This window comes from Halostella salina, assembly GCF_003675855.1.
Taxonomy (GTDB): Archaea; Halobacteriota; Halobacteria; order Halobacteriales; family Natronoarchaeaceae; genus Halostella; species Halostella salina.
Genome location: NZ_RCIH01000003.1, coordinates 384,230 through 405,197 on the forward strand (window position 1 = coordinate 384,230; position 20,968 = coordinate 405,197).

Annotated in this window: 24 protein-coding genes and 1 tRNA gene; 12 read left to right on the forward strand and 13 right to left on the reverse strand. The window is 70.3% G+C overall.

Features of this window, described 5'->3' with window-relative positions; translation table 11 throughout:
- Positions 1-70: 70 nt before the first annotated feature.
- From D8896_RS08055 to mct, 3 genes are all read right to left on the reverse strand, one after another.
- A complete protein-coding gene (locus D8896_RS08055; RefSeq protein ID WP_121821578.1) occupies positions 71-664 on the reverse strand; it encodes a CBS domain-containing protein in 594 nt (197 codons plus the stop codon).
- Positions 665-877: 213 nt separating this feature from the next.
- Positions 878-1,198 (reverse strand): DUF5785 family protein, encoded by a 321-nt coding sequence (locus D8896_RS08060; RefSeq protein ID WP_121821579.1) that lies wholly within the window; start codon positions 1,196-1,198, stop codon positions 878-880.
- A gap of 88 nt (positions 1,199-1,286) precedes the next feature.
- Positions 1,287-2,453 (reverse strand): succinyl-CoA:mesaconate CoA-transferase, encoded by a 1,167-nt coding sequence (gene mct / locus D8896_RS08065; RefSeq protein ID WP_121821580.1) that lies wholly within the window; start codon positions 2,451-2,453, stop codon positions 1,287-1,289.
- Between the two features lie 152 nt (positions 2,454-2,605).
- Between mct and glmS the strand changes: the two genes are divergently transcribed.
- From glmS to citE, 5 genes are read left to right on the forward strand one after another with little or no spacing between them, the layout of a single operon-like run.
- Positions 2,606-3,043, forward strand: a complete 438-nt coding sequence (gene glmS / locus D8896_RS08070) for a methylaspartate mutase subunit S (protein ID WP_121821581.1) — start codon at positions 2,606-2,608, stop codon at positions 3,041-3,043.
- Positions 3,044-3,049: 6 nt separating this feature from the next.
- Positions 3,050-4,492 carry a methylaspartate mutase subunit E gene (locus D8896_RS08075; RefSeq protein ID WP_121821582.1) on the forward strand — a complete coding sequence of 481 codons (1,443 nt, stop codon included), beginning with the start codon at positions 3,050-3,052 and terminating at the stop codon, positions 4,490-4,492.
- Positions 4,482-5,753: a methylaspartate ammonia-lyase gene (locus tag D8896_RS08080; protein WP_121821673.1), complete on the forward strand. Its 1,272-nt coding sequence runs from the start codon at positions 4,482-4,484 to the stop codon at positions 5,751-5,753. The genes D8896_RS08075 and D8896_RS08080 overlap by 11 nt, the downstream gene beginning before the upstream one ends.
- Positions 5,746-6,831 carry a 2-methylfumaryl-CoA hydratase gene (gene mch, locus D8896_RS08085; RefSeq protein ID WP_121821583.1) on the forward strand — a complete coding sequence of 362 codons (1,086 nt, stop codon included), beginning with the start codon at positions 5,746-5,748 and terminating at the stop codon, positions 6,829-6,831. Before D8896_RS08080 ends, mch begins: the two co-directional genes overlap by 8 nt.
- Entirely contained in the window at positions 6,828-7,862 is a 1,035-nt protein-coding gene (citE, locus tag D8896_RS08090) for an L-malyl-CoA/beta-methylmalyl-CoA lyase (RefSeq protein WP_121821584.1), read from the forward strand. The genes mch and citE overlap by 4 nt, the downstream gene beginning before the upstream one ends.
- 9 nt (positions 7,863-7,871) lie before the next feature.
- Here the strand turns inward: citE and D8896_RS08095 are convergent, their stop codons facing one another.
- A complete protein-coding gene (locus D8896_RS08095; protein WP_121821585.1) occupies positions 7,872-8,453 on the reverse strand; it encodes a response regulator transcription factor in 582 nt (193 codons plus the stop codon).
- Positions 8,454-8,594: 141 nt separating this feature from the next.
- Here D8896_RS08095 and D8896_RS08100 point away from each other — a divergent pair, with 141 nt between their 5' ends.
- On the forward strand, positions 8,595-9,164 hold the full coding sequence (locus tag D8896_RS08100) for a GrpB family protein (RefSeq protein ID WP_121821586.1): 570 nt from the start codon (positions 8,595-8,597) through the stop codon (positions 9,162-9,164).
- Here the strand turns inward: D8896_RS08100 and D8896_RS08105 are convergent.
- From D8896_RS08105 to D8896_RS08115, 3 genes are all read right to left on the reverse strand, one after another.
- The gene (locus tag D8896_RS08105) at positions 9,119-10,201 is read right to left on the reverse strand and encodes a Gfo/Idh/MocA family protein (RefSeq protein WP_121821587.1); all 1,083 of its coding nucleotides are present in this window, start codon (positions 10,199-10,201) and stop codon (positions 9,119-9,121) included. The genes D8896_RS08100 and D8896_RS08105 overlap by 46 nt on opposite strands.
- Positions 10,202-10,286: 85 nt before the next feature.
- Complete coding sequence (locus D8896_RS08110) at positions 10,287-11,432, reverse strand: hypothetical protein (protein WP_162991501.1); 1,146 nt, start codon at positions 11,430-11,432, stop codon at positions 10,287-10,289.
- Between the two features lie 306 nt (positions 11,433-11,738).
- A tRNA-Ser gene (locus D8896_RS08115) sits at positions 11,739-11,822 on the reverse strand.
- A 126-nt stretch (positions 11,823-11,948) separates the two neighbouring features.
- Between D8896_RS08115 and D8896_RS08120 the strand changes: the two genes are divergently transcribed.
- Positions 11,949-13,067, forward strand: coding sequence for a hypothetical protein (locus D8896_RS08120; protein WP_121821589.1), 1,119 nt, complete (start codon positions 11,949-11,951; stop codon positions 13,065-13,067).
- Here the strand turns inward: D8896_RS08120 and D8896_RS08125 are convergent.
- On the reverse strand, positions 13,064-13,813 hold the full coding sequence (locus tag D8896_RS08125; protein WP_121821590.1) for a hypothetical protein: 750 nt from the start codon (positions 13,811-13,813) through the stop codon (positions 13,064-13,066). The genes D8896_RS08120 and D8896_RS08125 overlap by 4 nt on opposite strands.
- 68 nt (positions 13,814-13,881) lie before the next feature.
- Here D8896_RS08125 and D8896_RS08130 point away from each other — a divergent pair, with 68 nt between their 5' ends.
- A complete protein-coding gene (locus tag D8896_RS08130; protein ID WP_121821591.1) occupies positions 13,882-14,073 on the forward strand; it encodes a hypothetical protein in 192 nt (63 codons plus the stop codon).
- Between the two features lie 33 nt (positions 14,074-14,106).
- Positions 14,107-14,643 carry a GNAT family N-acetyltransferase gene (locus D8896_RS08135; RefSeq protein WP_121821592.1) on the forward strand — a complete coding sequence of 179 codons (537 nt, stop codon included), beginning with the start codon at positions 14,107-14,109 and terminating at the stop codon, positions 14,641-14,643.
- 34 nt (positions 14,644-14,677) lie between these two features.
- Here D8896_RS08135 and D8896_RS08140 read toward each other — a convergent pair whose 3' ends face one another.
- The 4 genes from D8896_RS08140 to D8896_RS08155 form a co-directional block, all read right to left on the reverse strand.
- A complete protein-coding gene (locus tag D8896_RS08140) occupies positions 14,678-15,310 on the reverse strand; it encodes a uracil-DNA glycosylase (RefSeq protein ID WP_121821593.1) in 633 nt (210 codons plus the stop codon).
- A 70-nt stretch (positions 15,311-15,380) separates the two neighbouring features.
- Positions 15,381-15,596: a hypothetical protein gene (locus D8896_RS08145; RefSeq protein ID WP_121821594.1), complete on the reverse strand. Its 216-nt coding sequence runs from the start codon at positions 15,594-15,596 to the stop codon at positions 15,381-15,383.
- Positions 15,597-15,677: 81 nt separating this feature from the next.
- Positions 15,678-16,709: an Mrp/NBP35 family ATP-binding protein gene (locus D8896_RS08150; protein ID WP_121821595.1), complete on the reverse strand. Its 1,032-nt coding sequence runs from the start codon at positions 16,707-16,709 to the stop codon at positions 15,678-15,680.
- A gap of 70 nt (positions 16,710-16,779) precedes the next feature.
- Positions 16,780-17,400 (reverse strand): molybdenum cofactor guanylyltransferase, encoded by a 621-nt coding sequence (locus D8896_RS08155; protein WP_121821596.1) that lies wholly within the window; start codon positions 17,398-17,400, stop codon positions 16,780-16,782.
- A gap of 104 nt (positions 17,401-17,504) precedes the next feature.
- Between D8896_RS08155 and D8896_RS08160 the strand changes: the two genes are divergently transcribed.
- Together D8896_RS08160 and D8896_RS08165 are read left to right on the forward strand one after the other, a co-directional pair.
- A complete protein-coding gene (locus tag D8896_RS08160) occupies positions 17,505-18,185 on the forward strand; it encodes an Ntn hydrolase family protein (protein WP_121821597.1) in 681 nt (226 codons plus the stop codon).
- Positions 18,186-18,866: an archaeal proteasome endopeptidase complex subunit alpha gene (locus D8896_RS08165; RefSeq protein ID WP_121821598.1), complete on the forward strand. Its 681-nt coding sequence runs from the start codon at positions 18,186-18,188 to the stop codon at positions 18,864-18,866.
- An 11-nt stretch (positions 18,867-18,877) separates the two neighbouring features.
- Here D8896_RS08165 and D8896_RS08170 read toward each other — a convergent pair whose 3' ends face one another.
- Positions 18,878-19,810, reverse strand: a complete 933-nt coding sequence (locus tag D8896_RS08170) for a winged helix-turn-helix domain-containing protein (RefSeq protein ID WP_121821599.1) — start codon at positions 19,808-19,810, stop codon at positions 18,878-18,880.
- Between the two features lie 129 nt (positions 19,811-19,939).
- Between D8896_RS08170 and moaA the strand changes: the two genes are divergently transcribed.
- Positions 19,940-20,953, forward strand: a complete 1,014-nt coding sequence (gene moaA, locus D8896_RS08175; RefSeq protein ID WP_121821600.1) for a GTP 3',8-cyclase MoaA — start codon at positions 19,940-19,942, stop codon at positions 20,951-20,953.
- Positions 20,954-20,968: the final 15 nt, after the last annotated feature.

The window sequence follows — 20,968 nt, forward strand, 5'->3', positions numbered from 1 at the left end:
GCGGGCCGACATTCGGTGACCGCCGGTCCGTGACGGAGGCGGCGTGCCGGCACGACGGCCGGCAGCCTGGTCACACCTCGCGGCACTCCGCACAGACGAGTTGCCCGTTGAACTCCCGAAGCGTGTCGGCGAGCGCGCCACACGTTTCACAGACTCCCTGGTCGGCGTAGCCGCCGTTTCCGTTCGGCTCCGTCCGGGCGCGGGCGTCGCGCTGCCCCCCATCGACCGGCGTTCCGCCGACCGAGTTGTCGGCGAGCGGCGCGGCCGGATTGGACTCGGGCGCGGAGGCGGTGGCGGTGGCCGCGATCACGTCGCGCTCGGTCAGCACGCCGACGACCTCGCCGTCGTCGGTCACGACCAGCCTGCGGACACGCTCGCGGGACATCTTCCCGGTCGCCGTCCTGAGTCCCTCGTCCGCGGGGACGGTGAGCACCGGCTCCGACATCACCGAGGCGACGGTCGTCTCCGCCGGGTCGGCCTCGTCGGCGACGAGTCCGAGCACGTCCCACTCGGTCAGCACGCCGACCGGGTCGCTGCCCCGGAGAACGACCACGCTGCCGGACTCCTCCTCGCGCATCAGCCGGACCGCGCCGAGGACGGTGTCGGACTCGCTGACGCCGACGTACTCCCTGGTCATCACGTCCCTGATCGTCACGCTCTCCATATGCGAAACGTTGCCACGGTGTGTCTAAAATCTACCCCCGCTATCTTTAAGCGAGCCCGCGTCGAACTATACAGATCGGCCAACTGTCCTGCGGTTGTGTGGTGCGACAGCGGGGGCTCGATGCGGGAGCGCGCAGAAACTGGGCGGCCGACGACGGCCGGACGAACCGGGCTGACGCTCGGCCGAGCGAACGACGAGCAGAAGATGCCCGGCTCAGGCGGGGTTGTGCTCGGGGTCCTCGCCCTGCGGGTGGTACTCCCAGAAGTCGCCTTCGCGCATCGCACGGCCGACGCCCTTGTGGAAGGAGACGATGTCCTCGAACTCGTCCTCGCGGACGTGTTCGAACACGTCGGCGACGCTGACGACGCGGCGGTGGTTGAGCCGGAGCGGTTCGTCCCCGTGCTCCGCGACGAACTCGTCGACGTCGAGCGGGAAGCCCTCGTCCTCGTCCAGCTTCTTGGCGAGGATCGCCATCCCGTACTTCCGCATCCCTTCGCTGCCTTCGTCGCCGTCGGGGTCGTGGGGCCAGTCCATGACGGGACCTGTGAACGGGCGGCGCAAAAGGATTTCCATAGCGTCGATCCGGCGGCCGACAGCCGACCTCGGAGGTTCGCCCGGCCAGTCAGTCGTCGTCGGCCGTCCGCACCGGGCCCAGTATCTCGCCGCGGTGTTCGTCCAGCAGCGGCGCGCGGTCGCCCGGCTCCGGCGGCGTCTCGGTCATCTTGATCGGCGTTCCGGCGACGGTGACCTGCCGGTCCGCACCCGGTTGGTCGACCTCGACCAGCATCTCCCGGTTGCGGACGTGCGGGTCGTCGAACACGTCGGCGGTGTCCTGCACCGGCGCGACCGGGATGCCGTCCAGCGTCTCGACCACCTCGTCGGTCGTCCGGTCGGCGGTCCACGCGGCGATCGTCTCGCGGAGCGAGTCGCGATTGCGCAGGCGGCTCCCGGCGTCGGGGTAGTCGGCCGCGAGGTCCGGGCGGTCCATCGACTCGCACAGCGCGGTCCAGTGGTTGTCGCCGAACGCCGCGACGACGACGTGCCCGTCCGCGGTTTCGAAGGCGTTGTACGGGAACAGCGTCGGATGAGCGTTCCCGCGCCGCGTCGGTGACTCGCCGGTGTAGGAGTACTGGTACACCGTCCGCTCGCACAGCGAGAGGATCGAGTCGTACATCCCGGTGTCGACGAACTGGCCCTCGCCGGTCCGCTCGCGGTGGTGGACCGCCGCGAGGATCCCCACGGCGTTCAGCGCCGCGGTGAACAGGTCCCCGATGCCGGGGCCGACCTTCGTCGGCGGGCCGTCCTCCTGCCCGGTGATCTCCATGACGCCGCCGAGCGCCTGCGCGACGAGGTCGAACGAGGGCTGGCCCTGCCGGTGCGTCTCGCCCGTGCGCGGGTCGCCGAAGCCGCGGATCGCGCTGTACACGAGTTCGGGGTTGCGCTCGCGGAGCCGCTCGTAGCCGAGCTCGAACCGCTCCATCGTCCCGGCGCGGTAGTTCTCGACGACCACGTCCGCGCGCTCGACGAGGTCGAGGAACGCCTCGCGGTCGGCGTCGTCCCCGAGGTCGAGTTCCAGGCTCCGCTTGCCGCGGTTGACGCTCTGGAAGTAGCCGCCGTACGCCTCCGCCTCGGGATCCTCGGCAAAGGGCGGGTTCGACCGGATGAGGTCGCCGCCGGGCCGTTCGATCTTTACCACGTCCGCGCCCATGTCCGCGAGCAACATCGTGCAGTACGGGCCGGCGAGCACCTGCGTCAGGTCGAGCACGCGCAGGTCGTCGAGCGCTCCCATACGGCTTCCTGCGTCGACCCGCCCGAAAAACCTTGGCTATAGATCGTTAACATTGTGGTTGTCTCTCACATCCATATCAAAAGACCATTAAGGAGTATTATCATGAAAAACCATTAGGTTTATTGGGCCGGTCGCGGTCCGTGGTGGTACCGATGGCCCAGACAGTCATCCTCGGCGTTATCGGGTCGGATGCCCACGTCGTCGGCATCACGATCTTGGAACAGACGCTGGACGCGGCCGGGTTCGACGTCGTCAACCTCGGCGTCCAGAGTTCACAGGCTGAGTTCGCGAGCGCTGCGGACGCACACGACGCCGAGGCGGTACTGGTCTCCTCGCTGTACGGCCACGCCGAACAGGACTGCCGGGACTTCCACGACACCCTCGCCGAACACGGGGCCGACGCGGTCACCTACATCGGCGGGAACCTCTCGGTCGGACAGACCGACTTCGCCGAGACGCGGGAGCGGTTCCGCCGGCTCGGCTTCGACCGGGTCTTCGACTCCGAGACCGACCCGGAGGAGGCGGTCGCCGCTCTGCGACAGGACCTGGGGATCCACAGCACGGAGCCCGACGAACGGGTTCGCGCGTAGCGACGCATGACACGCGACGAACGCCTGCCCCCCGAGGAGTTGCGACGCATCGACGAGTCCGTCCGGAGCGACTGGCCGACCGGCGAGACGGTCGACTTCGAGGCGGCGGTCGCCTACCACGAGTCCCTGCCCGACGGGAAGCGATTCGCGCGCGTGCTGGAGTCGGCGGACCGCCCGCTCCTACAGCCACGCGCCGGCGTCCCGTGTCTCGACGACCAGATCGAACTGCTTCGTCACCTGGAGCGCGAGGGACTCGCGGACCTGCTCCCGACGACCATCGACTCGTACACGCGCGACAACGAGTACGAGAAGGCCCAGCAGGGGCTGGAGGAGGCCCGCGAGACCGGCGAGGACGCGCTCAACGGCTTCCCGGCGGTCAACCACGGCGTCGACGGCTGCCGGGAGCTGATCGAGGCGCTGGACCGCCCGATAGAGGTGCGCCACGGGACGCCCGACGCGCGCCTGCTCGCCGCCGTCACGTTCGCCGGCGGGTTCGAGAGCTTCGAGGGCGGGCCGATCTCCTACAACATTCCCTACACGAAGGAGGACGACCTGGAGACGACGATCGAGCACTGGCAGTACGTCGACCGCCTCGCCGGGGCGTACACCGAGCGCGGCGTCCGGATCAACCGCGAGCCGTTCGGCCCGCTGACCGGGACGCTCGTCCCGCCGTGTATCGCCATCGCGGTGATGCTCGTGGAGGGGTTGCTCGCGGCGACACAGGGCGTCCGCTCGCTCACGCTCGGCTACGGACAGGTCGGCAACGTCGTGCAGGACGTGGCCGCCCTGCGCGCGCTCCGCGAACTCGGGGAGGAGTACCTCCCCGACGCGGTGACCGTGACGACCGTCTTCCACGAGTGGATGGGCGGCTTCCCGCCGGACGAGGCCCGCGCCAGCGGCGTCATCGGGCTCGGCGGCGCGACGGCCGCCATCGCACAGCCGGACAAGATCATCACGAAGTCCCCGCAGGAGTTCCAGGGCGTCCCGACGAAGGAGGCCAACGCCGCGGGGCTTCGCACCACCAGACAGCTGATCGACATGCTCATCGAGCAGGACATCGACATCGACGGCATCGACGAGGAACAGGAGCTGATCGAGCGGGCGACACACGACCTGATGGATGCGGTCGACCGGCACGGCAACGGCGACGTGGCCCGGGGCGTAGTCGGGGCGTTCGAAGCGGGCGATCTGGACGTGCCTTTCGCCCCGAGCGACAGCGCGGCGGGCGACGTGCTCCCCGCCCGCGACGACGACGGTCGGGTCCGGATCTTCACGTTCGCGGACCTCGCGGTGAGCGACGAGATCAAGGAAGTCCACGGCGCGCGCCTCGCCGACCGGGCGCGCACCGAGGACCGCGACCGCTCGTTCACGATGGTCGCCGACGACGTCGACGCTATCAGCGACGGGAAGCTCATCGGCCGCCCCGGAGGTGGCACGGATGCGGATTGAGCGCGTCAGCGCCGTCCCGACGGTCTCGGGCTTTTTCTTCGACGACCAGCGGGCGATCACCGACGGCGCGACACGCGACGGGTTCACCTACGAGGGCGACCCCGTCACGCCGGGCTTCGACCGGATTCGCGAGGCCGGCGAGGCGCTGTCGGTCGACCTCGAACTTTCGGACGGGGCCGTCGTCTCCGGCGACTGCGCCGCCGTCCAGTACTCGGGAGCCGGCGGGCGCGACCCGCTGTTCCGCGCCGACCGCTACGCCGACGCCGTCGAGGGACCGGTCGCCGACGTGATCGCGGGCCGCCCAGCCGACGCGTTCGCCGAGAACGCGGCCGTCGTCGAGGACCTCCCGCCGGTCGAGAGCGGCGGCGACCGCCTCCACACCGCAGTCCGGTACGGTGTCTCGCAGGCGTTGCTCGCGGCGGCCGCCCACGCCCGACGGACGACGCGGACCGACGTGCTCGCCGACGCGCTCGGCACGACGCCGGCCGACCGCCCCGTACCGGTGTTCGGCCAGTCCGGGGACGCGCGCCGGGAGAACGCCGAGAAGATGCTCGTCAAGGGCGTCCCCGTCCTCCCGCACGGCCTGTTCAACGGCGAGGGGAAGGTCGGCGAGGACGGCGGGAAACTGGTCGACTATCTCGGCTGGCTGTCGACCAGAGCCGAGGAACTCGGCCCGGAGGACTACGCGCCGCGGTTCCACGTCGACGTGTACGGCACGCTCGGCGACCTGTTCGGGCCGCCGTACGACCGCGAGGAGGTGGCCGACTACTTCGCCGACCTGCGCGCGGCGGCCGCGCCGTACCCGCTGCAGGTCGAGGGGCCGATGGACGCCGGCGGGCGCGCTGAACAGATCCACGCGATGGCCGAACTCCGCGACGGTCTCGCGGACGCCGGCGTCGGCGTCGATATCGTCGCCGACGAGTGGTGCAACACGGCAGACGACGTGCGGGCGTTCGTCGACGCGGGCGCGGCGGACGTGGTCCAGGTGAAGACCCCCGACCTCGGTGGTATCCAGCGCTCCGGCGAGGCCGTGCGCTACTGCGAGGGGACCGACACCCGTGCCTACCTCGGCGGCACCTGCAACGAGACGGTCACGTCGGCACGCGCCTGCGCGCACGTCGCGCTCGCCACCGACGCCGCGCAGGTGCTGGCCAAGCCCGGGATGGGGTTCGACGAGGGGTACATGGCCGTCACGAACGAGATGCGCCGCACGCTCTCGCGTCGGACCCGCGACGCGCCGGAGGTGACCGCCGGTGACTGACTGGACCGACCCCGACACGTTCGGCGCGGCGCTCGACCGCGCGACGACGCTGGAGAAGGGCAACTACTTCGAGGCGTTCGCGGAGGGCGACCGAATCGAGCACGACGCCGGGATCCGGCTCACCCGGCACGGCAACGACGAGTGGCTGAGCCGGACCCTCAACCACGACCCGGCGTACTGGCGGACCGACGCCGCCCGCGAACGCGGGTTCGACGAGCCGCCGGTCCACCCGGACTACCTCGTCGCCTGCACGATGGGACCGAGCGTCGAGGACCTGAGCGAGAAGGGCGGCTACTTCCTCGGCCGCGACGACGTGACCGTCCACGAGCCGGCGGTGTATCCGGGGACCGAACTCCACGTCGAGTCCGAGGTGCTCGCGACGCGCGAGTCGAGTTCCCGGCCGGACTACGGCATCGTCACCTGGGAGACCAGAGGGGTCGACGCCGACACCGGCGAGGCGCTGCTCTCCTACGAGCGCACGAACATGGTGCCGCGCCGGGAGCCGCTGGAGACCGACGGCAGGGAGGCGGAGCGGGACGGTCGCGGATCAGACGCCGACGACATCCCAGCGCTCCCCGACGAACTGATCGCGCCCGACGGTCCCGCGTTCGGCGACTTCCGCCGGGCGCTCGACCGGGCGGCCGACCGCGACGCCGCCGTCGCGTACCGCCACGAGCGCGGCCGGACGATGGACGCCGAACTCGTCTCCGGGCTCCCCCTGGCCACGCTTAACACCGCGAAACAGCACCACGACGCGAACCGCATGGCCGACTCGCCGTCCGGCGGGCTGGTCGCCTACGGGGACGTGACCCGTTCCGTCGCGCTCGCACACGCCCGGTCCGACGAACTGACCCACCGCGAACTCGGCTACGACGACGAGCGGTTCCACGACTTCGTGACGCCGGGCGACACCGTCTACGGGTTCACCCGCGTCCTCGACGCCGACCGGTCGGACGGGCCGCCCAATGGCGGCCGGGTCCGGTTCCAGCATATCGCGTTCAACCAGCACGATGAGCCGGTGTACTCCGGCATCAGAACCGCGCTCGTCCGGGGCGGGAACAGCACACACACACCATGACACGACTCTGCCGCACGTTCCAGACCGCACCGGCCGCCGTCGCCAAGGAGAACTCGGCGAAGTACCTCGACTCCGCGCTCGCCGCCGAGGGGTTCGAGGCCCCCGACTGGCTCGTCCCCGACCTGGAGGACGGCACCGCGCCGAACCGCAAGGACGAGGCGCTGGAAAACGTCGTCGACCGCCTCGCCGGCGGCACCGGCTTCGCCGGCGAACTCTGGCCGCGCGTCCAGTGGGGGTACGACAGCGAGCGCGACCGGGAGCGCGGCCGCGAGGAGATCCGGACGATCGTCCGCGAGGCGGGCGACGCCGTCGACGGCGTCGTCGTCCCCAAGGTCGGCCGCGTCGCGGACGTGGAGCGCGCCGCCGAGGCGGTCGCCGAGGCCGAGCGCGAGTACGGCCACCCCGACGGCTCGGTCGAACTCTCGGTCATCGTCGAGACGGCCCGCGCGAAGTCGGACCTCCGCGAGATCGCCCGGTTCGGCGCGGACTCGCGGCTCGCCGGCCTCGTCTTCGGCCCGGTCGACTACACCGCAGAACTGGGCGGCCGGGCCATCGACGGTCAGCGCCCGACGTGGGACGGCCTCCTCGCGGACCTCTCGAACGAGGCGAGCGCGAATGACCTCGTCGCGGTCGGCGGCCCGTTCGACGACCTGTTCCGCGAGCGGGCGGGCGTCCGCTTCTACAACGGCGACGCCTACGCGGACCAGGTGGAGCGCGAGGCGACGCTCGGGCTGGACGGAAGCTGGTCGCTGTACCCGAAACAGACCGCACAGGCCAACCGCATCCACATGCCGACCCCCGAGGAACTCCGACGGGACGTGCGCAAGATCGAACGGTTCGAGGCGGCGAAGGCGGAGGGAACCGGAGCCGTCACGCTCGACGGGCAGATGGTCGACGAGGCGACGTTCAAGAACTTCGCGAACACCGTGCGGACGGTCCACCGGATAGACGCGGCCCGCCCGGCACAGACCGAGGCGGCGTACGACCCGGACCTGCTGGACCGTGCGCTCGGTCTGGACCCCGAGTGGTGAGGACCGACCTCAGGAGTCCCCGACGAGGTCGTCCACGTCCGCCACGGCGTCGGTGTCGTCCACGGCTTCCTGCAGGTCGTCGTACAGCGACTCGGCGAGGACGGTGAGCATCTCGAACCGGTCGCTCTCCGCGAGCTCCTCCTCGGTTTTCTCCTCGCGGAGGACCTCGATCTTCGAGCGCAGTCGCAGGTACTCGTTGACCTCCGCGTCGTGGCTCGCCCGCAGGAGCTGGCGCTCGACGACGGCGTTTATCTCCGCCTTGTCGGTCGGTTTCACGACGTAGTCGTCGAACGGCATGTCGACGATGTCCATGGTCGGCTCCAGGGCGGTGACCAGCACCACCTGGCAGTCGTACCCCTCCTCCCGAATCGCGTCGAGCACCTCGTCGCCGGACATGTCCGGCATCTGCCGGTCGAGCAACACCACGTCCACGTCTTCGTCGACCGCCCCCAGCGCGCCCTCCCCGTCGTACGCGCGCCGCACGTCGAACGCCGGTTCGAGATAGCCGGCGTAGAGGTCGGTTACTTTCGGCTCGTCGTCGGCGACCACCACTGTCGCGCCGTCGCCAGCCGGATCACCGCTGTCGCCCATTACGTACGAACCCTGAATCCGGCGGCAAATGAGGGTTCTGGTCCGGGCAGTCGCCGTACGAGCCACGCCGGCAACGTGCCCGGCAGAGCCCGATCCCCGGCTGTCGAAAGAACTACCCCCCTCCGCGGCCCCGAGTCCGGCATGGTCGGACTGGCACGCGGGACGGTGTCGCTTGCACCACACGACCCGGCGTGGGCGGAGCGGTACGCGGCCGAGGTCGACCGCCTCCGGGCCGTCGTGGGCGACGACATCAGTGAGTTTCACCACGTCGGGAGCACGGCGGTTCCCGGGGTCCCGGCCAAACCGATCGTCGACGTGCTCGCGGTCGTCCCGAGCCGCGAGACGGCGCGTGCACTCGTGCCGACTCTGGAGGCGAACGGCTACGAACACCGGCCAAACGATGGCGTCCCCGACCGCGTCTTCCTCGCGAAGGGCCCGCGGTCGAACCGTACGCACTACCTCTCGCTGACCGAGCGGGGAAGCGACACCTGCGCCGAACAGATCGCGTTTCGCGACTATCTCCGCGCGAACCCGCCCGTCGCCGCGGCGTACGCGGGCCTGAAACGCGACCTTGCGGCACGGTTCCCGGACGACCGGGCGGCGTACACCGAGCGCAAAGGGGAATTCGTCGAGCGCGTGCTCGACCGTGCAGGGGACGGACCGCCCTATTCGTCGACCGAGACGCACTCACCGGTCTCGGCCGACCGATAGATGGCGTCGATGACGCGCTGGACGGTCAGCGCCTGCTCGACCGTGTTCCTCTCGGGCGCTTCGCCCGCCGCCACGGCGTCGAGGAACAGCTCGGCGCTTCCCTCCCAGCCGGTGTGGTCCAGCGAGCCGCCGGATGCGGTGGACTCGACGAGGTGGTCCGCGCCGTGTTTCTCCGCGTCGTAGATCGTCAGCTCCTCGCCGCCCAGGGTCAGCTCCGCGCCGGCCTCGGTCCCGCGGATGACGAACTGGTTGGACTCCGGCTCGTTGGCGGCCCAGGCGACTTCGAGCGAGATGGTCCGGTCGTCGGCACACCGGATCAGCGCGGTCGCGGAGTCCTCCACGTCGAACACCGCCTCGGCCGTCTCGTCGTACCAGTCGTCGGGGTCGACGTAGTCCTCGCGGTTGCCGAACTGGCTCCGCGTGACCGCCGATACCGTCTCGACCTCGGGGAAGTCCATCGCGTACAGCGCGAAGTCGATGGCGTGGACGCCGATGTCGACGACCGCGCCGCCGCCGGAGAGCCGCTCGTTGGTGAACCACGATCCGACGCCGGGGATGCCGCGCGTCCGGACGTAGTCGGCCCGGACGTGGGAGATATCGCCGAACTCCCCGTCCGCCTGATACGCCTTGAACATCTCGGCGGCGGCCGAGATGCGGTTGTGGAAGTTCACCGCGCAGAACGCGTCGGCGTCGGCGGCCGCCGCCGCGATGCGCTCGGCGCTCGCCAGGTCGTGGGCCAGCGGCTTCTCACAGAGCACGTCGTAGCCGCGTTCGAGCGCCGGGACGACCGCCTCCTCGTGGACCGAGTTCGGCGTCGACACCGCGACGGCGTCGAGTTCTTCGGCGTCGTACATCGCCTCGAACCCCTCGTAGGTCGCCGCGCCGAACGTCTCCGCGAAGTCCTCGCGCGCCTCCGGCGCGAGGTCCGCGCCGGCGACCACCTCGTGCCCGAGCGTCTCCGCGTTCGTCGCGTGCGTCCGCCCCATAAAACCAAGTCCGACGACACCTAGCCGTACCGTCTCCGAGTTCTCGGTCATCGGCTCGACTACTGTATCGGCCGACTGAAGAAACTTCGTTTGTGGGAATATATCGTCGGTGCGGCGGGGCGGGCCGGCCCGTCAGCTACGGGTGGAACCGCTCGCGGTGGACGACCTGTGCCTCGCCGTCGGTCGTCAGCGTCACCACGACCTCGTCGCCGTCGGGGTCGATCCCGAGGGTGGCGTAATTGATACTCGACGGCGAGTCGGTCGACACCGATCCGCCGGCGACCGTCGACTCGGCGGCGAGTCGCTCGCCCTCGGCGTTCCCTGTGAACTCGACCCTGGCCGTCGCGTCGTACAGGTCGGTGTCGGGGTCGGTGTCGTACGTGACCTCGTCGACGACCCGGTGTGAGTCGGGGTATCGCTCGCGGTGGATCGGCCGCGACTCGCCGTCCAGCGTCGCGCTCACGAGCACGGCGTCGCCCTCCGGGTCGAGGTACACCGTGAGATACTCGACGGGTTCGGGCGTGCTCGTCGAGTTCGAGGAGAACCTGTGTTTCGCCTCGACCGTGACGCTGTCGGCGACCGGCGAGTCGACGAAGTGAACCCGCGCGCTGTCCTCCTCGGCGTCGAACGTCACGTCGTCGACGACGCGGGTCTCGAACTGCGACGAGCCGTCCGCCCGGTCCTCGTCGGGGGATTCGATCCCCTGTGCGAGCACGACCCACTCGCCGTCGGCCGTGACGGTGACCGAGCGGAACTCGGTCGTCTCCTCGTTCCCGTACGTCACCGTCGCGTCGACCACGGCCGTCCGCCCGCCGTCGATCGCTTCGCCGACGGCGTCCCGGCTGACCTCCGACATCCGGAACAGCGGTGCCGAAAAGACGGTGTCGGTCGTCACCTCGGCGTCCTCGACGACTTCGGTTTTCACCTCCTCGACCTCCCGGTCCAGCAGCAGCCACTCCTCGGCCTCCTCCTCGATGTTGTCCGGGTGGAACGGGTGGACGGGGTGGAAGTACGACCCGACGACGTCCGGGTCGTCCGCCGTCGCGCTGGCTTCGACGTACCCGGCAACCGGGTCCGCCGGGCTGCCGGTCACTTCGGCCTCCCGTTCCTCGGTCGTCGGCTGTTCGGTGTCGGTGTTCGTGGCTGCCTGTTCGTCGGTCGCGTCCGTCTCCGTGTCGTCGCTCTCGTCGGTACCGGTGTCGCCTGCACAGCCTGCGAGGGCGGCGATAGCGAGCATGGAGAGGCCGGACGCATAGCGTCGTCGCGTCGTGCGGGGAACCATTGCACTCGTTGAATCGGTGCCCCGACCACTTAATCCGGGGAGCGGTGTTCTCCGAGCGGAAACGCGGAGAAAGGTATTTACGAGGGCGACAGGGTGGGATCCGGACCACGTCCGGACGGGCTACTTCAAACCCAAGTCGGCCCGCTGTTCGCTCACGTCCGTTCGCTCACAAGCGGTGGGGCTGGGATTTGAACCACGCCGAGACAGTCCTGCTCGGTCGCTTCGCTCCCTGTGCGGGCTGTGACTCGTCTACTTCAAATCCCAGCGTGGACGCGTCGCTCCTCGTGCAAGCACTCGGAGCAGACGCGGTGGGGCTGGGATTTGAACCCAGGAGTCCTCTCGGACACCTGCTCTCAAGGCAGGCGCAATAGGCCGCTCTGCCACCCCACCTCGGTCCGCAATACAGCGCGGCCGGTTTAAGATGTGTCGGAACGCACCGACCCCCGCAACGGCGTGACTACAGCGGTTCCTGTACTCTCCACAAAGCACCTTATACCGGCTGTGGTAGCACCGGATATGCCCCCGACATCAAGACGAACGACCCTCCGACTCGGCGGCGCGACGCTCGCGGCCGCGCTGGCCGGCTGTCTCGGAAGTGCGGACTCCGGCGACGAAGATACGACCGGCGACGGCGAAGCCGACGAGCCGGCCGAACTGGTCGACAGCGAGGTACAGCAAGCGCCGTCCGTCGGACGGCTCGGCTGGGACGGCGGCGAGACGACGGCGGACCTCGTCGTCATCGACAGCCGGGAACGTGCGGACGCGGCGCTCGGGAGCGGGCTCTCCGACCCGACCCGTAGCTTCGTCGGCGACACTGATTTCGAGACGTCGACGCTGCTGCTCGTGACCGCGGCCGCGCCGAACGGCTGTTACCGCGAACTGTCCGTGAGCGATGTCTCGCTGGCCGACGGCGCGGTGACGGCCGAGGCGTCCGCGGTCGACGGAAGCGACGAAAACACGATGTGTACGCAGGCGATCACCTACCCGAGCGCGCTGGTCCGCGCGACGTTCGACGGCGACCCGGTCCCGGAGGCGACGGTGACCGTCACCGACGGCTGGGGCGAGACGACCGAACTCTCGGCGACGGCCGACGACCCGCTCGGGCCGGACCCCGAGTCGCTGCCCGGCCACGTCCGGCCCGACGGTGACCCCGAGACGGTGCCTGCGGCGCTGTCCTGCGAGGACGACGGGTTCGAACGCCACCCGGCGGGCTTCGACGAGGACGAACTCGCCTGGGGCGAGGCGTCCCGCGACGGTACCGATCCGGGGTTCGCGCTGCGCGTCGACGAACTGACCGCCGGCCCCGGCGACGAGGTGGTCGTGCGCCTGACGAACGTCAGCGACTCGGAACTGTCCACCGGGAACCGGTACAAGTACAACCTGCAGGTGCAAACCGAGGGCGGCTGGCAGGACGTTCGCGGCATCGCCGGCGACGGGGCGTTCGATTACACGGACGAAGCCGTCTCCCACGCGCCGGGCGAGGGGTTCGAGTGGCGGCTCCCGATGACCGAGGACGGCGTGGTCGAGGACCACCCGAACGCGAGCGACCTCGAAGTCTGTCCCGGGCTTCCGGCCGGGCGCTACCGGTTCGTCTACTGGGAGCCGGCCGTCGCCGTGGCCTTCGACCTGCGCTAGTCGCGGACCACGGCGGGGCCGTCGCCGCCCTCCGCGACGCGCAGCCCGAGGTCCGCGACCACTGACGCCGTGTGCTCCGGGATGGACAGTTCCGCACGGGTCCGGGCGCGGACGGTCGAGACGACCGACGCGAGGTCCCGCCCCGTCTCGATCAGGGGGAGCATCGGCAGGTACTCGACCGCGTGCCCGGCGTCCGCCCCGCGGTTCGTCAGCGTCTCAAGCACCGGCGGCGTGTACGCGCCCTCGAAGTCGACCGGATCGGTGAAGCCGGCGTAGTACGCGCGGCCGGCCTCGCCCGGGCCGAGAACGACCTCGTTCCGGCGGAGCTTCATCGCCGCCTCGTCTATTTTCGTCCGGTCGACCAGCGGCGCGGCGGGCGAGAGCACCGCCGCCGACTGGACGCTCTCGGTCTCCAGCAAGTGCGTCACCGTGTTGCCGACCCGGGCGGCCCGGGAGGAGCCGACCTGCACTTCGAACCGGACGTCGTCGGGGCTCCCCAGCGCGTCCACGACCGCGGCGCGGAGCTGTGCCTCGGCGCTCTCGCCGTCCCACGACGGCAGGTCCTCGTCGTCGCGGTAGTTCACGAGGAGATCCGCGCCGCTGCCGTCGACCGCCGTGACGGTGTCTTTGAACGTCGCCTCGTAGAGGTCGGCCGCCTCGTCGGCAGAGAGCGGCGACGTGTCCGGGAGCCGGGGCAGTACGACGCCCTCGCGGGGCGGGTCGGCGGGGACTGCGACGACTGTCATGTCCGTGGCTCGGGCGGCCGCTCCCTTAGGTGCGCCGTTTTATTACCTCGGCGCGACGATAGGCGTCCGTGCACTGGACGAAGCCACTCGCCGGACTCGCGACGCTTCTGACCGCCGTCGCCATCGTCGGCGGACCGGCCGTCCTTGTCCTCGAAACCACCCGGACGGCGGCACTGGCGACGGCCGCGCTGGTCGCCGTCCTCGTCGTCGGCTGGACCGCACTCGGCCGACGCGGCGGTGACGAGACGCCGTACTGGTGAAAGAACTAATACGTTACATTGCTAACGTGTACCATGGCGTTCCTCGAAGGTTCCAGCGTCGAGCTCGTCCCACTGGACCCTGACCGGACGGCTCACGTCCGGGCCTACGCGCAGTCGCGGACGGACCCGGAGATGCGGACGACGGGCGCGTACGGCGGCACGGTGACCCGGGAGGAGGCCAGCGAGTGGATCGAACGGAAGCAGTCGACCGAGGCTCCCAACGCGCTGTGTGCGATACGCGTCGCCGGGGATGTCGTCGGCTGGGCCGGATGCACGCTGCAGGACCTGCGTGCCCGGACCGCGACGCTCGGGTTCTACGTGCTGCCGGAGGAGCAGGGCAACGGGTACGCGACGGAGGCCATGTCGCTGCTCGTCGACTACGCGTTCGACGAACTGAACGCTCACAAGGTCGAAGCGAAGGTCCAGTGTGGTGCCGGTGCCAGCGAGCGCGTGCTGGAAAAGCTCGGGTTCGAACACGAGGGGACCCGCCGGGACCACTACTTCAAGGACGGCGAGTACAAGGACATCTGTCTGTGGGGCGCGATGGAGGACGAGATCGACCCGCCGTAAGGCACCCCGCCGCGTAGCTGTCCTCTCCTGCTGCCTACCGGCTGCGCCGACCCTTCGTCTGCCGGTAGTCGCTGGCCATCAGCTCCGAGAACGACTCGACGAACGTCTGGGTCCGTTCGTCGCTGGCGTCGCCCGGCGGGACCATCGGGACGAGTTCGAACCCCCGCCCGCGGATCGGCTCGCCGTGGTGCTCGGCGATGTCGAACTCCTCGGCCGGCGTCGTCGTGTACTCGGTCGCTATCTCCGCGAGCGCGCGCTCCCCGACGGGAACGATGATCTCCGGGTTTATCATCCGGACCTCGGCGTTGAGGTACGGCTCACAGGTCCGGATCTCCTCGTCGGTCGGCGGGCGCTCGGGGTCCCGACAGCGCGTGAGATACGTCAGGAAGGCGTTGTGTAGCTCCGGCTCGTCGCTGTCGGCCGGGGAGGCACAGAGTCCGAGTCGGCGTAGGACCGAGAGGAACGCCTCGCTGTCCGAATCGCCGGTGAAGGGGACGCCCGTCTGGTCCGCGCCCGGACCGGGGCGTTCGCCGACGAAGACGAAGTCCGCGCCAACGTCGCCGTAGCCGTGGACGACCTGCTCCCGTGTCTCGCAGAGGGCGGGACAGTTCTCGCAGTCCTCGTCCATCCCGAACGGGTTCGCGGTGTCCTGCTGGTGTGCGTCCACGCGTCAGCCGAGGGGGTCCAGCGTAAAAACGGCCGCGGTGCGCTGCGGCTGCTCGTCCGTCCCGCGCGTATCAGCGCTCCAGCCCGCCCTGCTCTTTGACGTTCAGGATGTTCCGGACGTTCAGATAGATCTCCTGCGGGTCGGTGTCCTCGTCGGCGTCGTACAGGTCGCTGACGCGGTAGAGGATCGCCGCGATCTGCTTGCTCTCGGAGCTGTCACCGCGCACGTCGTCAGCGACCGCCCGGAGCGTCTCGACGCGCTCGGGGTCGGGGTCGAAGTCGGACATGTCGCCCGCTACGGACGGGGTGGTGTTAACCGCTACGCGACGGGTCCGTGCCTGAACACGCACGCCCCGGCCCGAGACGGTCTACTGCCGGCGGCGCTTGACGATGCCGACGTTGTTGGCGACGCGCTCGGTCATGTCGCGGAACGCCTGGCCCGTCTCGCTGTCCTCGTCCAGCACGATGGGTTCGCCCTCGTCGCCGCCGTGGCGCACCGCCGGGTCGAGCGGCACGGAGCCGAGGAACGGCATGTCATTCTCGGCGGCAAAGCGCTCGCCGCCGCCCTCGCCGAAGATGGGGTGTTCGCCGCCGCAGTCGGGACATTTGAACGTCGCCATGTTCTCGGCGATCCCGAGGACGGGCGTGTCGTGCTTGCCGAACATCTCCAGGCCCTTGCGGGCGTCGTCCAGCGCCACCTCCTGGGGCGTCGTGACGATGACGGCCCCGGCGATGGGGACGCTCTGGAGCAGGGTGAGCTGGGTGTCGCCGGTGCCCGGCGGCAGGTCGACGACCATGTAATCGAGGTGGCCCCACTCCACGTCCTCCCACAGCTGCGTGAGGATCTTGTGGACCATCGGGCCGCGCCAGATGACGGGGTCGTCCTCGCCGACGAGGAAGGCCATGCTCATCAGCTGCATCCCGTACTGCTCGGGCGGGACGATCGTCTCGTCGGCCGTCGCCTGTGGCACCTCGTCGGCGTCGACCATCCGCGGCACGTTCGGGCCGTACACGTCGGCGTCGAACAGGCCGACCCGCGCGCCGAGCTTCGACAGCCCGGCCGCGAGGTTGACGGCGACCGTGCTCTTGCCGACGCCGCCTTTCCCGCTCGCCACGGCGATGATGTTCTCGACGTTGGGCAACACCTGCTCGTCGGCCGAGATGCCGTCGTCGACCTCGGCGGAGAGGTCCGCTTCCAGCCCCGCGTCGGCGAGCACCTCGCGCACGCGGTCCGCGATCCCCGTCTCGTTCGGGGAGTACGGCGCGCCGAGCGCCAGCGACACTCGCGCCGTCTCGCCGTCGACGGTCACGTCGTTGACGAGGTTCAGGGAGACGATGTCGTCGCCGAGGTCCGGGTCCTCGACCTCGCGCAACAGGTCGAGCACGTCGTCTGCGTCCATACCCGGGAATAGGCGCTGATGCGCCGATAAGGGTTTTCGTCCCGTCGGCCCGCCCCCGGCGACTCCGCGGTCAGCGTCGCCCCGCCTCGATCCGCTCGGCGGCGGCCGCGAACCCCTCGCGCGTGTTCACGTTCTCGAACGTGTCGAGCGAGCCGACCGCCCGGATGTCGGCCTCGTCGACGGCGACGTAGTCGAGGTCGGCCAGCGCGTCCGCGACCTTGCGGTTTCCCGCGGCGAGGGTATCCTCGCAGGCCGCCGCCATCGCCGACGCCCGGTAGACCGCATGGGTCGGCTCGACGTGTTCGCCGCGGCGCGGTACCGCGGCGTCGTGGCCCTCGGCGCGCTCGAACAACAGTGTCGCCACGTTCGGGTCGACGAACGGCATGTCGCAGGCGACGACGAGTGCGTACTCGTCGCCGACGGCGCGGAGTCCCGTTCGGATCCCCGCGATCGGCCCCTCGTCCGGTTCCGGGTCCTCCGCGTACGTCACCGGACGCTCGTACCCCGCCAGCGCCTCCCGGATCGCCGCCGTCTGGTCCGTCCGGCAGTTCACCACCAGGGCGTCCACGGCGGGCGCTATCCGGTCGGCGACCCGGCGGATCATCGGCGTCCCGGCCAGTTCCGCCACGGCTTTGTCCGCCTCGCCGAACCGCGTCGAGCGCCCGCCGGCGACGATCACGCCCGTTGACATCGTCCGTGTGTTTCCGTTCCACCCGGGTAACTCACACGGCGAACGCCCCCGGCTAAAATATATTTTAGCTAACATATTTCCCGGGGCGGCCCCGACTGGCTCACATGGAACGACCCTCCGGGCCGGCGACGGCCCACGGCCGAACGGACGCGACGACAGACCACGGCGACGGCACCGCGACGGACGCGCCCGTCGCGAAGACCGGCACCACCACCGTCGGCCTCGCAGCCGCCGACGGCGTCGTCCTCGCGGCCGACCGCCGGGCGAGCCTCGGCGGGCGGTTCGTCGCGAACAAGGGCGTCGACAAGGTCGAGCAGGTCCACCCGACCGCGGCGATGACGCTGTCGGGGTCGGTCGGCGACGCGCAGGCGGTCGTCCGGCAGATCCGCTCCGAGGCGAGCCTCTACGAGACGCGGCGCGGTCGCCCGATGTCGATGGACGCGCTGGCGCGGGTGACCGGCGACCTGCTCCGCGGTGCGCCTGTGACCCCCGTGCTCGGCGGGGTTGACGCCGACGGCTCCCACGTCTACGACCTCGACGGCGGGGGCGGCGTGATGGCCGACGACTACGCCGCGACGGGCAGCGGGATGCAGCTCGCGTACGGCGTCCTCGAACGGCGGTACGACCCGGACGCGAGCCTCGACGACGCGGTCGGCGCTGCGGCCGACGCCATCGCCGCCGCCAGCGAACGCGACAACGCCAGCGGGAACGGCGTGCTGGTCGCCCGTGTCACGGACGACGGCGTGACGTTCGAGCCACACGACGACGCGGCGGAGGTGGCGTAGATGCAGGGACACGATCAGACGGCCTACGACCGCGGCGTCACGGTGTTCTCGCCGGACGGCCGGCTGTATCAGGTTGAGTACGCCCGCGAGGCAGTCACGCGTGGCCACCCCGTCGTCGGCGTCCGGTACGACGACGGCGTCGCCCTCGCGGCGAACGGCCGAAGGCGCTCGCCGCTCCAGGAGGCCGACAGCGTCGAGAAGCTCCATGCCGTCGACGACCACCTCGGGATCGCCACCGCGGGCCACGTCGCCGACGCCCGGCGGCTCGTCGACCACGCCCGCGTGACCGCCCAGCGCGAGCGCCTGCGCTACGGCGAGCCGATGCCCGTCGAGGCGCTCGCCAAGTCGCTGGCCGACCTCGTGCAGGAGACGACTCAGACCGGCGGCGCGCGGCCGTTCGGCGCGGCGCTGCTCGTCGCGGGCGTCGACCGGGACGGCCCCGCGCTGTACGAGGTCGACCCCTCCGGCACGCCGACCGGCTGGCGGGCCGCGGCGGTCGGCGGCGACGGGACGGTCGTCGAACATCTCGAAGGTGCGTACGAGTCGGACCTCGGGGAATCCGGGGCCGTCGAGATCGCGCTGGACGCGCTCCGGACGGACGCGGATGACGAGCTGTCGGACGAGGACGTGGACGTTGCGACGGTGACGGCGGACGGCTACCGGGCGGGTGCGCTCGACTGACCGCGGAACGCTCAGGCCGACGCACCCTCGCTCTCGTCATCGACGGCCGCCGCCTCCGACCCCTCGACGCGCGATTCCTCGGTCACTTCGCTTCGGCCCTCCACCTCCCGCCGCCGGTGCTCCACGACGGTCGCGTCGCGGGCGACGAACAGCTGTAGCTCCTCGTCGTCAAGCCGGGTCGTCACCCGGACACACCACGGCTCCTCGGAGACGACGCGCTCGCGCCACTCGTCGCCGACGTTCCACAGCGGCCGGTCGCGCACGTCGCGGCCGTGGTCGTGGTAGAAGGCGACGACCGCGGGGTGGTTCAGGGTCGCCAGCGTCACCGGACAGCGTAGCCGCGCGCCGCAGGCCTCGCAGGTGAACGTCGCCACCGCGGGCCCCGGGTCGCCCGCCGCCTCCGCTTCCGCGTCGACCGCGCCGCCACACTCCGGACAGACGCCCTCGGAGAACCCGGCGATCCGGTGGCGGTGATGCACGTCGAATGCCCGCGGCAGGTCGTCGCCGTGCGTGTCGTGGCCGCTGGGCGGGAAGGGGAGTTCCAGCACCGCCCGGTCACAGGCGTCGCAGGCGACGGTCGTCACGTTGTCAGCGACCGTCGCGACAAGCGCCGCCTCGCCACAGAGCGGGCAGTCGTCGTCGAGGGGGATCGGGTCGCTGTCCACGCTCTCGGTGTACGTCCCGGCCGCGACGGCGCGGGCGACGCGGAGCCCGGCGTAGGTGAGTTCGTACGACTCCTCGTCCTTCCGGACGTAGCGGTCGGTCAGCTGCCGGAGGTGGTACGAGAAGCCCGCCGTCGTGTCGACATCGGTCGCCTCGAACAGCTCCGAGAACGACCGGCTGGTCGGTCGCCCCTCGTCGTCGACGAGCGCGCGCAGCGCCCTGAGACGCGGCTCGCTTCCGAGCGCCTCGAACGCGGCGTCGGCACCGGCGGGGTCGTCCATGCGCCTCTTTGGCACCCGACGGGTCATAAGCGCTGTGCGACGGCGCTCGCCGGCTGAGTAACTGAAACTGGTTTCGAAACGGCTGTGTTCGACGGCGGATTTAATAACTCCCGGTGGCAACCCTGTGGTATGCTCGCGGACGACTTCGGTCGGGAGGTGACGGGGGTCAGGGTGTCGCTCACCGACCGGTGTAACTTCGACTGCGTCTACTGCCACAACGAGGGGCTGGGCGACACCCGCGGCCCGATGGACCCGCAGGACGACGAGATGACCGCCGACGAAGTCGTCCGCTTCCTCGAGGTCGCCGCGGAGTTCGACGTCGACTCCGTGAAGTTCACCGGTGGCGAGCCGATGCTCCGCGACGACCTGGCGGAGATCGTCCGCCGCACGCCCGACGAGATGGAGGTGTCGATGACGACCAACGGGACGTTCCTCCCCGGACGCGCCGAGGACCTCGTGGACGCGGGGCTCGAACGCGTCAACGTCTCGCAGGACGCGCTGGACCCCGACGACTTCGCGAAGGTGACCAAAAGCGGCGCGTACGAGCAGGTCATCGAGGGCGTCGAGGCCGCCCTCGACGCCGGACTCGACCCCGTGAAGCTCAACATGGTCGTGTTCGAGCAGACCGCGGGGTACGTCCCCGAGATGGTCGATCACGTCGCCGAAAACGAGGGGCTGCAGCTTCAGCTCATCGAGTACATGCCCGAACTGACTGGCCGCCCGGAGTGGGCGGTCGACATCGAGCGCGTCCACGGCTGGCTGGAGGAGCAGGCCGACCGGATCGAGCGCCGCGAGATGCACGGCCGCCGGCGCTACTGGGTGAGCGCGGACGACGGGAGCGCGGCAGCGGGCGACGCGGACGAAGTGGCGGCGGACGGCGACGCCGGGATGGTCGAGATCGTCGACCCCGTCGAAAACAAGTCGTTCTGCGCGAACTGCCACCGCGTGCGTGTCACGCACGAAGGATACCTCAAGGGCTGTCTCAACCGCAACGACGACCTGCGGTCGATGGGCGAGATGACGAAGCCGGAGATCCGCGAGACGTTCCGCGAGACGGTGGCCAACCGCGTCCCCTACTACGGCGAGTACATGGTCGAGAACGAGGACGGCGAGTGGGAGATGAACGAGGAGTACCTGGCGTAAGGCGGCGCGTCGCGC